The following is a 12284-nucleotide window of genomic DNA, read 5'->3' as shown; positions in this document are numbered from 1 at the left end:
ACACTCGAGATCGCAGACGAGCGAAGGCCAGTCCCTCGGAAATTTTCCTGTGCCGAGCGTCCACCGCATTTTGCGCGCGGTAGAAGGTCAAGGAAGATGAGCGCGTTATGGGTTGACCCTCTTTCTCCCAATCCCCTTATCCGGCTAGAAGCAGCGTCGCGTTCCGATCCGATCGCTCCCTCCTTCGCACATGGAGCCCAGACGCCTTGTCGTACTATCGGACGAAGCTCGCAGGCTGGCTTTCGTCGGCCGCGGATCGGTTAATCAAGCGGTCGGAGGAGGAACGCGGCAGCACCAGGTTCGTCGACCTCGCTCCGACCGACCAGGCCGACGCAGAAGGTGTCTACTCGGGCGCCCTTACCGAGGCGACCGACAATCCCCGCGTCATGAACATAGCTCTCACCGGACCTTATGGATCGGGCAAGAGCAGCATCATCATGTCATTCTTGAAGAAGTACGATGGACCTGTCCTGCAGATATCCCTTGCCGCGTTTCTTCCTGATGCCGGAGCGACTGCCGGTCAGGTCAGCAGGCAGGAGATCGAGCGAAGCATCCTTCAGCAGATGCTCTACGGCGCGGACGCCAACAGACTGCCGCTCTCCAGATTTAAGCGGATCCAGTCTCCCGGTAGGTGGGCTGCCCTCACGTCCCTTTTCACACTTCTCGGACTTGTTGCCTGCTGGCACCTCATGCAGCATCACGACGACGTAGCATCCGGAAGGTACTTCAAGCCGATCGCGCTGGCGAATTGGCTTAACCTGCTCGCCTTCCTCGTTGGTGGGAGCTTCCTGTGGCTTGTTTGTCACAGAATCTATGTTGCGAGTTTCGGTATCTCCCTAAAGAGCGTCTCGCTGAAAGACATCGAGATCGCGCCGAAGGCCGCTACCGAGGAGTCGATCCTCAACCGCCATCTGGACGAGATCATATACTTTTTCCAATCGACAAAGTATGATCTGGTCGTAATCGAGGATTTGGACCGGTTTGAGAACCCGGAAATCTTTGTGACCTTGCGAGAGATTAATAGTCTGATCAATGCCAACGCCGGGGTGACGCGAACAGTTCGTTTTCTCTACGCCCTCCGCGATGATATATTCGTGAGCACCGATCGCACCAAGTTCTTCGAGTTCATCATTCCTGTCATTCCGATAATCAATCGTTCCAACTCGATTGACAAGGTAGTGGAGCAGGGCAAGCGGCTTTCGATCGACGACAGGCTCGACAAGCAGTTCGTGAGAGAGGTTTCGCGCTACCTGAGCGATCTGCGGCTGATCCAGAACATCTTCAATGAATACATGATCTACGTCGCAAACCTTGAACCAGAGGGCGAAACCAACCTGGACGCGACCAAGCTGCTGGCGATCCTGATCTACAAGAACGTGTTCCCGAGCGACTTCGAGAAGCTCCATCGAGGAAAAGGTGATCTGGCGGAGGTCCTGCGCGGCCACGAGCGCTACATCTCAGCCACGGAGGCGAGACTCACGGCCGAGATCGCCCGTCTTGAAGACTTTATCGACGCCGGTGAGAAACAGCTTCCGCAGGATCTCTACGAACTGCGGAGCATCTTTGCGATGATGCTTGTAGAGGAGCTCCCGGACGGCTCCACCCACGTCGGGGTGGATCAGAGTAACATGGTTCCCGTCAAAACGCTGGCGCAGAGCGACAAGTTAGGCCAGCTTCTCGCTTCGAGCCACGTCTTTATCAGCAGCCCTTGGCAGAACGGATATGGCCGGGTCTCGCTCTCCACCCTGCAGACTAGATTGCGCACTGGGAGGACGCTCGCGCAGCGCGAGGAGGAGGTCGAGAACAGATCGGTCTCGTTCAAGGACGCTACCGCTGTAGCCGTGGCCGAACTCCGCGCGGAGCTGGCTGGCGTTCGGATGATGAAATTCAACGAGGCCATCAGGCAGAGCTCGGAAGATCTCGACCACCTGTTCGAGGCCTTCGGGGACGATGCGGATCTGGCTCGCTTCCTCGTGCTCGAGGGCTACCTCGACGACACCTACTACCAGTACACCTCCCTGTTCCATTCGGGGCGCCTCTCACCAAGCGACAACAAGTTCCTGATCCACATACGAGGCTTTAGAAATCCGAACCCCGCCTTTCAGATCGACAACCCCAGGGAGGTCGTAGACGAGATGCGCGCTGAGGATTTCGGCCGGAACTATGTGCTTAACGTCAAAATTGTCGACTGTCTGCTGGCTGATCCGGGTTCCTATGAGACGCAGACGGGAAGGCTGCTCGAATTCATCAGGACGAATTTCGCAGAGGCGGAGAAGTTTCTCTCGGAATACTACGTTCGTGGCCATGACGTATCGAAGCTGATTTCGCAGCTGGCGGCCAGTTGGCCGGGATTTGCCGCCGCGGCCCTGGCCAGCTCCGCCAGCCTCACCCACGCCGCGCGCATACTCAGCCATATGCCGGTCTCGCAGCTGAAGGATCTGACGGAGCGACGACCGAAACTGTTGGCGTTCGTCGCGCAGAGGCTGCCTGACATCCTGGCGCTCGGGATCGATCTTGCTCCTGAGCGCCTGCAGTCGCTCGACCTTGAGGTCGCCGATCTTCCCGCCATCGAGTCGCACCCCGGCTTCGTCCGAGCGCTCTTCGACGAAGGACTATATGAGCTTTCCATCAGGAACCTGGAGTTCATCTGCCGAGCCGTGCTCGGCATCGCAGACGACGGGCGATCGCGCGAACAGAACTATACGCTAATGCTGGAGACGAGCAGCGCTCCCCTACTCGCCAAGATCGGCGCTCAGTTCGCCGAGTATCTGGACAACGTCCTGCTGCGCCTGCCGGACAACCGTAACGAGAGCGTGGCAACGATCCGGCACGTCCTGCTGCGGTCCGACGTCGAGCAAGATAGCGTGCTTCGATTCCTCGACAGGCAGAGGACGTTGTTGCCGACGCTGGAGGGGATTCCGACCGACTTCCACGCTGCGCTCTTCCGGCTCGCCAAGATCGAGCCGACCTGGGACAATTGCCTCTTCTTCATGGATCAGGAGACATACGAGCCCGACGCCCTGACCGATTTTCTCAATCTGCCGCTGACGGTCGAGGTCCTCGGGCGCACGACTATGCCAAGGGGAGACAAGGCCTTCCCCTTGCGTCAGTTCATCATCGGCAATGATGCCTTGAGTGAAGGAGCGTACATCGCCTATCTCAAGATGCTGCCTACCCGCTTCCACGCGTTTCCAGAGAATCTAGGCGCTAGCAAGCTGAAGGCGATGGTCGACCTCGACCGAATCATCTTCTCCGCCGAGGCTCTTGCCCAGATTGTAGGAGATGTTGCTCTAAGTGCCGCCTTCGTGACCAACAACATCGACGAGTTTTTGGTAATGGAGAGCGGATCGAAGGTAGGCGACGATCTGCGGGAGCAATTGCTGCAGGCGGACATCGGCGACGAAAAGCGGCTGCAGGTCCTTCGTCAGATGGACATGAGCCTGCTGTCGAGCAACGCTCCGCGAGCAGCCCTGGTCGGTCATCTGCTTGCTCGCACCGGCATCGCGATCGAGGAGCTGGATGCTGATGCAGCAATCGCGGTCGTTCTGAGCTCCCGTCCTCTTGAGGTACAGATCTCGCTGTTCAACCTGCTTCAGGAGCGCCTGGACGACGACGACGTGCGGGAGGTGCTGCAGTCCCTCCCCAATCCGATGCCTGACATCCAGCCGGGTAGGGCTACCCCGAAGCTCGCGAACAGCGAGGTCAACCGGGAGTTTGCTTCGTGGCTAGAGGCCCGAGGCTTCATATCCTCCTGGAAGCGAGGGCGAATCTTCGACGATGAGATACGTCTTTACATGTTCAGGAAGTAGCGTGCGAGAAGAAGCTGATCGGTCACCTTAGCGAAAGCCCTCGCCAGCTCGGCCGCTTTCGGTCGAGGAGATCACGAGCATGTTCGGTCACGATGTCGGAACCGGCTGGCGACTTCGGCAGCACTTATCCTTTGTGCGATGGCCCACCTGCGGCCCCGCGAGATCGTGCGTGCGGCCGCTTTGGATTGTCGCTTCGTCGAGTGATATGGCGATGGTCATAGAGGTCGTGATGGTCGCCGCGCTTCATAGGCCTAGCCGCCGAGTGTTGACCTGCGGACCTTCGTCGAACTGATAGTCCTGCCCGAAATCTGGAGCGTCACCGTCACCGAGGTCTCCGGAAGGACATAGACGAATTCGAGAGATCCGCTCCGGTCGGAGCCGACGAACGACGCTCCCGCGGTCTCCAGCGCCGACCTCGCCTGTTCAATGAAGACGCCCCGACCTGCGATCCGCTCTACGAGAGCGCGTTCGGCATCCTCTCTACCGTCTTCTCCCACGACATGCTCGATGTCGTAGAACGAGGATGCCGTCGGAGCCGCGACAAGGGGAGTGCCCGATATCATCGCCATCGCCGCGGCGGCCAGGACGGACGACATGGTGATCCAGCGCATTGTAAACCTCCTCGCACGGTCGCCAAGCTGCGCCCGCCGAGTGCCATCTGCGCACGATCCGTGGTTAGCCCCATGATCCGGCGGCGCAGCGTCATGATCCTGCGGCTCAACCTGCTGGCGTGACGCGATTCAGCCCGACGCATCACCCAGCCGCAGCGCTCCCGGCCTTACGCCATATCTGCGCAGCACGGCCTTGCTCAGAGCTCCTTCGGAGCCATAGCCGACGTCGGCCGCGATCCGCGCGATCGGGTCGCCGGTGCCGGCGAGACGCTGCCGCGCGACGGCAAGCCTGAGGTCCGACAGGAACGTCATGGGAGCTTGGCCGCCGAGCCGCCTGAAGGTGCGCACCAGGGTGGCCCGCGACATGGCTGCCACGTCTGCCATCTCGTCGAGGGTCCAGTCGCGCGCCAGGTCGCGGAGGATCGCGAGCACGACACGGGCTGTGCCGCGCTCGCGCAGCAGCGACAGCGTGCCGTCTCCGGCATGCTCCCCGCCCAGATGGTCCCGAAGCATCATCACGAACAGCGCTCGCGCGAAGTCGGCGGCGATCACCTCCGATCCTGGCAGGTCGGAGTCGAGCTCGTCGCGGATGTCGGCGAGGAGGCGACGAAACCGATCCATCAGCGGCTCCCCGGCCGTACGGATCACGATCTCGTCCGGAAGTACCGCGAGGAGCGGGTTGCCTTCGCCGCCCTCGAACTCCAGCCGACCGCACAAGAGCTCCGTGTCGGTCTGCGCGCCCTCGGTTGACTTGTCTCGGACGCCGTTGCGGTAGTCGACCGTGATCGGGCGCAGCACGCCTCTCGTCGCGCTGCGTACCACGTGGTTGTCGCCGTGCGGCAGCAGGAAGACGTCGCCTGCCTGGAGCGTCATCTCGCCCAGACCGGGCCGCTCCAGGACGCAGGCGCCGCGAGTGACGATGTGGAACTGCGCCCAGCCCGCGCCCGATGGCCCGTGCTCCGCCGACCAGCTGCCGCCGAAGCGGCAGAAGTCCTCGATGACCGGCCGTACCCGCAGCAGCGGTACCATCGCCCTGAGCAGCTCCGACACATCCTTGCGCATGATCCGGTCCTCGTGATCCCGCGGGCCATGCGACTGCGCCGCCCGGACATCCTCACGGGACGTATCCGGGACCAGATCACATCCATCAACTGAACGAAGGGATGTGACGATGTCGATGCTGGACTGGAACGCCTACCGCGGTCAGGTCGTCGCCGGGGTCGGAGAGATCGCGAAGCTGAGCCCAGACACGGTCAAGGGTTATGCAACGCTCGGCGGCGCCGGCGCGAAGACCGGGCACCTGGACGCGAAGACCCGCGAGCTGATCGCGCTTTCGGTCGCCATCTCGCTGCGCTGCGACGGCTGTATAACCGTCCACGCCGCCGAGGCGAAGAAGCTCGGCGTCACGCAGGAGGAGCTCGCCGAGGCTCTCGGCGTCGCGACCTCCATCAACGCAGGCGCCGCGCTGGTCTTCTCGACCCGCACGCTCGACGCCTTCAAGGCAGCCTGAAGGAGGCCGACGCCATGAACCCGATCATCCGCACAGGCCTCTCGACCGTCGCGTCTCCCCGATCCGGACGGGTCGGGGTAGCGGCCATGAAGATCGCCGTCGCGATCATCTTCCTCTGGATCGGCGCGCTGAAGTTCGTGCCGTACGAGGCCGACAGCATCACGCCGTTCGTCGCCAACAGCCCGGTCATGTCGTTCTTCTACGAGCATCCGGCCGAGTACAAGGCGCACATGACCCACGAGGGCGAGCTCAAGCCGGCCGAACGGACCTGGCAGACGGCCAACAACACCTACGGCTTCTCCACCGGCCTGGGCACGCTCGAGCTGGTGATCGGCGGCCTCACGCTCGCCGGCCTGGTGTCCCGCAGAGTGGGCATCGTCGGCGCCGCGCTGGCCTTCGCGACACCCTTCGTGACGCTCTCGTTTCTCTTCACGACGCCGGAAGCATGGGTGCCGGCGATAGGCGATGCGCAGTACGGCTTCCCGTACCTGTCAGGGGCAGGGCGGCTCGTGCTCAAGGACGTGGCTCTGCTCGCGGGCGCCTGGCTGATCATGGTGGACAGCGCCAGGGCGCTGCTCCAGGCCGAGGGGAGCGCCGAGGTCCACCGGCTCCGCGCTCCTGTGCCAGCTGCCGTCTCGCGCCGGGCCGCATGAACCACCGATCGCCGCCGATCTCCTGCAGGACGGCGGCGGATCGCGGCACTCGAAGTCGGCGCGTGGCGAGAGGGCACGAGCCGACCCCCGACCGCTAGTTGGCTGTATCAAGGAGACGACGATGACCGAGGACCTGTGGTTCACGACCGCCAGACTTACGATTCATCTGAGCCGGCGGGACAGCGCCGGCGGCATCTCGCTGATCGAGCACGCAATGGCGAAGGACTTCGCCGTTCCGCTTCACGTTCATGATGCCGAGGACGAGAACTTCTTCGTGCTGCAAGGCCGGATCCGGATGAGCATCGGTGACGAGCTGAGGGAACTGGGCGCCGGCGAGGCCGCCTCGGTGCCGGCCGGACTGCCCCACTCGTTCAGGGTCGTCTCCGAGGAGGCCCGCTTCCTGACGATCACCAACGGCAGCTTCGAGGAGATGGTGCGGAGTGTCGGACGGCCGGCGGGCGGAGCCGGGCTGCCGCCTCAGGTCGAGCCGACCCACGAAGAGATCGAGGCGCTGGTGGCGGCCTGCAGAAGCCACGGCATCGACTTCGTGGGCCCACCCGTGGACTGAGCGGCTCGCACCACGGCGATCCCGCGGGCAAGGACATGCGTTGTCGACGCCGAACTCGTTCTCGCGAGTGCTCCTAGCGCAGGTGCCACCTTCGCGCCACGTGGGGTCTGCAGCGTCCAAGGGCGCAGCCGGCTGAGGATCATCGAAATGAGGTTCACCTCTGGCGGTCAACCGTCCGAGGCCCTCGATGCCGGACCTACGGCTCGCCGCGGTAGCCGATCAGGGCGCCGACCTGGACGTGACGTACCGCCGGGGCCGAAAACGCCTTCTGCGCCGCGGCGCTGCCCGCGGACCAGGTTTGCCGGTCGGCGACGCGTTGAACGCCTTGTCGGCCGCCTGACAGCCCGGCGAGTGCTTGCGCTCTGACCCGAGGGGGGCCGAGACAGAGCCCTTGCCGGCACCCATATGCACACATGTGCATACGCCCTGATTTGCACACATGTGCATAAACAGCCGATTTATGCACATGTGTGCATCCGATCCGTTTGCACACATGTGCATCCGAGCCCCGATTATGCACACATGTGCATCGTCGCCGGCGCGCGACTCGACATGCACACATGTGCATAATCGGCCGATTTATGCACATGTGTGCATACGCCTACCTTCCTCTTGCTTCGCTGATTCGTCCGCCCTTTTCGGAAATTGCCGGAAAACCGCCAAAAACCCATAATTGACATCAGCCACCTCGAGGACGCATGCGCGTGCGCGAGAGCGCCCGCGCGCGCGGATCTCTATCTTATCTCTAGACTCTAAGATTAAGAGAGAGAGACTCTCCGCGCGGGCGCGCGACCAGCCTGCTCCAGCTCGCTCCGGGCTCGTCCACGAGGCTCGGCGATCACACCACAGCGTTGCGCCATGGAAGCTGTAGAACACCACGACGCTTCCCGGTTTCTCATGCTCCCCGCAAGGGGTCGAGGCCATCCGCAGGATCTTCGGCGATGCCGTCGCGCGGGTCGACGTGTCGGGCGAGATCGCCGGTGCCCTCCCGGACCGGCCGTGACGAGTGTCCCGGCGGGACTGGGAAGGCGGGCGCAGGCGCGAGGCAGGCGGGCGCTGGCGGCTCGCTTCTGCGACCCGGCGTCTCCGTGGCGGACGTCCTGCGCAGGCCCGACATCGACGCGCCACGGTGGCGAAGATCTCAGATCGTGGCGGCGTCGTAGGACCTGCGCGGCTCGGACTTCGCGGGAACCGTGAGGAACATGGAACTGCGACGCACGTCCGACGCGTCGCGGCGGGCAAGCTCCAGCGACCCGTCAGGGTGGCACCACGTCAGCACCTCGCCCGAGAGCTGCGCGCCCAGCAGGTTCTGCCGGGGGCCGGCTCTCGGACCTGCAGGGCTCACCTCCTCAAGGCCCTGCTAATCGCCACGCCGGACGCAACGGAACGTTCCTTTGATCATTCTGCGGTCGGTGCTCGTCGACGGCGAGCGACGATCCTGTTGTGCCGGAGCGACCAGCCGATGAAGACGATGCCCACTCGACGGCTCGGCAGCCAGGGCCTGCAAGTGTCCGCGCTCGGGCTCGGCTGTATGGGCATGTCCGAGTTCTACGCCGGTCGCGACGAGGCGGAGTCGGTCGCGACGATCAACCGCGCAATCGACCTGGGCGTCACCTTCCTCGACACGGCCGACATGTACGGGGTCGGTGCCAACGAGGAGCTGGTCGGACGGGCGGTACGGGACCGTCGCGAGTGGATCGTCGTGGCGACCAAGTTCGGGAACGTACGCGGCGAGGACGGCAGCTTCCGCGGGATCGACGGCCGTCCCGAGTACGTCCGGCAGGCCTGCGACGCGAGCCTCAGCCGTCTCAAGCTCGACTACATCGACCTGTACTACCAGCACCGCGTCGACCCCGACGTGCCGATCGAGGAGACCGTCGGCGCCATGGCCGAGCTCGTGCAGGCGGGCAAGGTGAAGTATATGGGCCTGTCCGAGGCGGCTCCCGCGACCATCCAACGGGCGCATGCCGTCCATCCCATCAGCGCGCTTCAGACCGAGTACTCGCTGTGGAGCCGCGACCCCGAGGACGAGATTCTGCCGACCGTGCGCGAGCTGGGGGTCGGCTTCGTGCCGTACAGCCCGCTGGGACGCGGCTTCCTCACGGGCCAGTTAAGGTCCGAGGCCGACCTGCCGGCCGACGACTACCGCCGCAACTCGCCGCGCTTCCAGGGCGAGGCCTTCGCCCGCAACCTGGACCTAGTGGCCGAGATCGCGCGCATGGCAGCCGAGAAGGGCTGCACGCCGGCACAGTTGGCGCTTGCATGGGTCATGGCGCAGGGCGAGGACATCGTCCCGATCCCCGGCACCAAGCGGCGTCGCTACCTAGAAAACAACCTGGGTGCGCTCGACGTAATCCTGAGCCCGTCCGAGCTCGCCCGCATCGACGAGGTCATGCCGGCCGGCGCAGCCGCTGGCACGCGCTACCCGGCTGCCGGCATGGCGAGCGTGAATCGGTAAGACTCGGCGGAAGCTCGAGACGAGCTCGAAGTGGCGAAATCCCCCACCATAGTCGGTCGTTCAACACCGTCGCGCGGCCACCTGAAACGGCCGCACGTTAATGCGAGCAATCAGCGGCGGTGACCTAGGATGACCGAGCGCCTACCCCAAATGCTTGGCCTGCCGCGGGAGCTTTCACCCGCCCAGTCCGAGCTCGAAGCCTGCGCCTGCGTCCCGCAGCCGATTGACCAGTGCCAGCGAGGCTTGATGTGCTGCCAGCGCCTGTTCGCGCGTGCAGGGCTCCTCGCCGTAGCGGATCTTAGGCGTGCACTGGATGTCGGCGATGAGCTGGGCGTGGTCGAAGACGATGCCAAGCCCGGCAAGCTGATCGCATAGCGACCGCAGTTCGTGCACAAACTTGAAGCGACCGCCCCTCAGAAGAATCGCAGCCTTCAAAACCTTCTCGGCTGATTGCAGCGATGCCCACTTCGAGGCACCGAAGTGGTCGCTTCGGTCCATCAGGTTCGAAACCGCGACTTTTATGTCGCCGCGTGCGATGGCCATCAGCTCGCTCTGCGTGCTCTCGAGCGTGTAGCAGGCAGGCAAGCCGATCTCGAACGCGGACCAAATCGCCAGGAGCGCCTCGTCCGACAAGATCTTGGTCATTCTCGGCGTTATGTCGTCCACAAGCTGCACGACATTGCAGGTTGCAGGACCACGGCCGATCGCCACATTCGGGAGCCACTCTCGGGCAGCGATGAAGTTGACGCTGCCGAAGAAGCGGGGGATCTGCAGTGTGTAGAGGTCGCCCTCCAACAGCAGGACGACTCTTCCGGCCGACATGTCGACCTTGATCCGGTCGCCGTAGGTGTCGTCGTACCATTTGCGTATCGCCGCCGCGAGCGGGCGGTGGCGCTCGAGCTCCGGCGGCATCTTGATGGTCCCATTGCCGAGCGGGATTGGGGTGTTCCCGTGCCGGATGCTGACCTCCCGGACGGCGGAGATGGGTCGGCTCGGTATCTCCACCCCCTCCGCCTTCAGCTTCGCATCGATCTCGCGCATCATCGCCTCGAAGGCGGATCCTTCCGTCGGAACGTCTGTCATGAGGCGGCCTATAGCAGGCGCTTGGACGTCGGCGTCGATGCATTCTAAATCCTCGGCGAGCGCTAAGAACGAGCCTGGACGGAGCTCCGGTTCAGATGTGATCATTGATCTCAAAACTGACGCTGGCGACGCCGAGGGAGTGGACCCATACCCTTGGAGGTGGCGATAGCCGCCACGAGGACGTGGGCAGAGCAGCGGAGTGTGTCACGCATCTGAGCCCATACGACGGGGCTGGTAGGCTCGCGTGTTCCTCCGGTGTAGGGTCGCGATTACCAGTCCCCAAGCGTCAGTCTTGCCAGAACAAATGCGTAGGGCGATGAACTGTCTATGCAGTGAGAGGGTGAGTCTTGGCTACCGTCGACGTAATGCGAAGTATGCGGGCACGGGTGCCCTGGGCGGTGGCGCGGCGGCTCCTCAAATCGGAGGGGCTGAATCGGGCGCGCGGCTGGAACCGCACCCTTGCGCGTGCCGCAGACGGTGACGACCAATACGACAACAAAGAAGATGAGCTTCAGGACGCCCTTGAAGAGCACATCATGTGCGGCGAGAAGCTGGTTCAGCTATTTGAGCTTGAGGAAGAGGAGATCGCGGCTCTGCGGGCCACTGCCCTGGCCCTGGATGTGCCTGAGAACCCGTTCAGTGGCGCATACCCCATCTTGCTCACCGAGGAAGAGTTGGCCGGGCACCAAGGCGCAGCACCGGTGCTCGCGGCAGTGGTCAATTACAATGAGGGCGTAGCGGTCGTGCTCGCCTCCACGCGCTACCTACAAACCCGCGAGACGGTCGTTGTCGCAGAACTCACCGACGAAGCAGCCGGTGAACTTGCCGGATTCAACGAGCTGATCGGTGTTCGCCACCAGCGCCTCGAAGCCCTCGACGTGCTGTGGATTCCCGAGGACGGCCGCTATATCGAAGTCCGCGTGGATTATCCGTTTGGGATGCACCAGCGGCACGGGATGATCGCCCTTAACCAAGCTCGTGGGCGATTCGACGACCTTCTTGGGAGCAACCTGGAACTCAGTCATGTTAACTTGTTCCCCGTCATACAGTCGCTCTACGAAGCGCAGGGCGATGGCGCGATGGTCGAGCTAGGCTTCATGGTGGCTGGCGCATCTCAAAAGCTGGAGAAGACCCGGCGGGGCGAGCAATGCTGTCGCGAGGAGGCTTACCACCTCGGCGGCATTGGCGCGCTTGATGCTCCGATCCAGGTGTATCGGACCAGCGTGCTTTGGCATGTCGACTTAGGCGAGGACGCTTCCTCCGCACCCGAGGTTTCGATCCGGGGTAACTCGTTACATACCGCTGAACAGAACCCGTTCATCGGCGAGATGGTCGTGCGTAATTGCGCGCGGTTCCTGGATTATAACCATGTTCGTGATCGCATCCTCGATCATCTGACGTCCGACGACGAAGACGACGACGAATCGTGATGGCGACCTAATGGCTCTCCAGGACATCAAAGAGAACATCGCTCGCGACATTCGCGAACCGGTTCTGCATGTCTGCCAAAGTCTGGTGGATAGGTTATCAGCTATGCGGCCGGACCAACTTCAGCGCCTTACATACATTCTCTTGGCTGATTTTGCACAGAC

9 protein-coding genes are annotated in these 12284 nt (G+C 63.0%); 6 read left to right on the top strand and 3 right to left on the bottom strand.

Annotation, left to right across the window (positions count from 1 at the left end):
* Window positions 1-206: 206 nt before the first annotated feature.
* Window positions 207-3809: a hypothetical protein gene (locus tag FHY02_RS14010; RefSeq protein ID WP_221198655.1), complete on the top strand. Its 3603-nt coding sequence runs from the start codon at window positions 207-209 to the stop codon at window positions 3807-3809.
* A 251-nt stretch (window positions 3810-4060) separates the two neighbouring features.
* On the opposite strand, the gene FHY02_RS14005 is transcribed toward FHY02_RS14010, so the two are convergent.
* On the bottom strand, window positions 4061-4420 hold the full coding sequence (locus FHY02_RS14005; RefSeq protein ID WP_183923184.1) for a hypothetical protein: 360 nt from the start codon (window positions 4418-4420) through the stop codon (window positions 4061-4063).
* A 129-nt stretch (window positions 4421-4549) separates the two neighbouring features.
* Window positions 4550-5482, bottom strand: a complete 933-nt coding sequence (locus FHY02_RS14000) for an AraC family transcriptional regulator (protein ID WP_183923182.1) — start codon at window positions 5480-5482, stop codon at window positions 4550-4552.
* A gap of 109 nt (window positions 5483-5591) precedes the next feature.
* Between FHY02_RS14000 and FHY02_RS13995 the strand changes: the two genes are divergently transcribed.
* The 4 genes from FHY02_RS13995 to FHY02_RS13980 all read left to right on the top strand — a co-directional run bounded on the left by FHY02_RS13995 (window position 5592) and on the right by FHY02_RS13980 (window position 9609).
* Window positions 5592-5930 carry a carboxymuconolactone decarboxylase family protein gene (locus FHY02_RS13995; RefSeq protein WP_183923180.1) on the top strand — a complete coding sequence of 113 codons (339 nt, stop codon included), beginning with the start codon at window positions 5592-5594 and terminating at the stop codon, window positions 5928-5930.
* A 14-nt stretch (window positions 5931-5944) separates the two neighbouring features.
* The gene (gene rclC, locus FHY02_RS13990; protein WP_183923178.1) at window positions 5945-6583 is read left to right on the top strand and encodes a reactive chlorine resistance membrane protein RclC; all 639 of its coding nucleotides are present in this window, start codon (window positions 5945-5947) and stop codon (window positions 6581-6583) included.
* Between the two features lie 121 nt (window positions 6584-6704).
* The gene (locus FHY02_RS13985) at window positions 6705-7151 is read left to right on the top strand and encodes a cupin domain-containing protein (protein WP_183923176.1); all 447 of its coding nucleotides are present in this window, start codon (window positions 6705-6707) and stop codon (window positions 7149-7151) included.
* Window positions 7152-8622: 1471 nt separating this feature from the next.
* Window positions 8623-9609, top strand: coding sequence for an aldo/keto reductase (locus FHY02_RS13980; protein ID WP_183923680.1), 987 nt, complete (start codon window positions 8623-8625; stop codon window positions 9607-9609).
* A gap of 174 nt (window positions 9610-9783) precedes the next feature.
* Here FHY02_RS13980 and FHY02_RS13975 read toward each other — a convergent pair whose 3' ends face one another.
* Entirely contained in the window at window positions 9784-10692 is a 909-nt protein-coding gene (locus FHY02_RS13975) for a HEPN domain-containing protein (RefSeq protein WP_183923174.1), read from the bottom strand.
* A gap of 386 nt (window positions 10693-11078) precedes the next feature.
* Between FHY02_RS13975 and FHY02_RS13970 the strand changes: the two genes are divergently transcribed.
* A complete protein-coding gene (locus FHY02_RS13970; RefSeq protein WP_183923172.1) occupies window positions 11079-12122 on the top strand; it encodes a hypothetical protein in 1044 nt (347 codons plus the stop codon).
* Window positions 12123-12284: the final 162 nt, after the last annotated feature.

Source organism: Sphingomonas sp. BK069 (assembly GCF_014193405.1).
Lineage (GTDB): Bacteria > Pseudomonadota > Alphaproteobacteria > Sphingomonadales > Sphingomonadaceae > Sphingomonas.
Note: the sequence above shows the minus strand (reverse complement) of the source record. Positions and strands in the feature narration are given on the sequence as shown.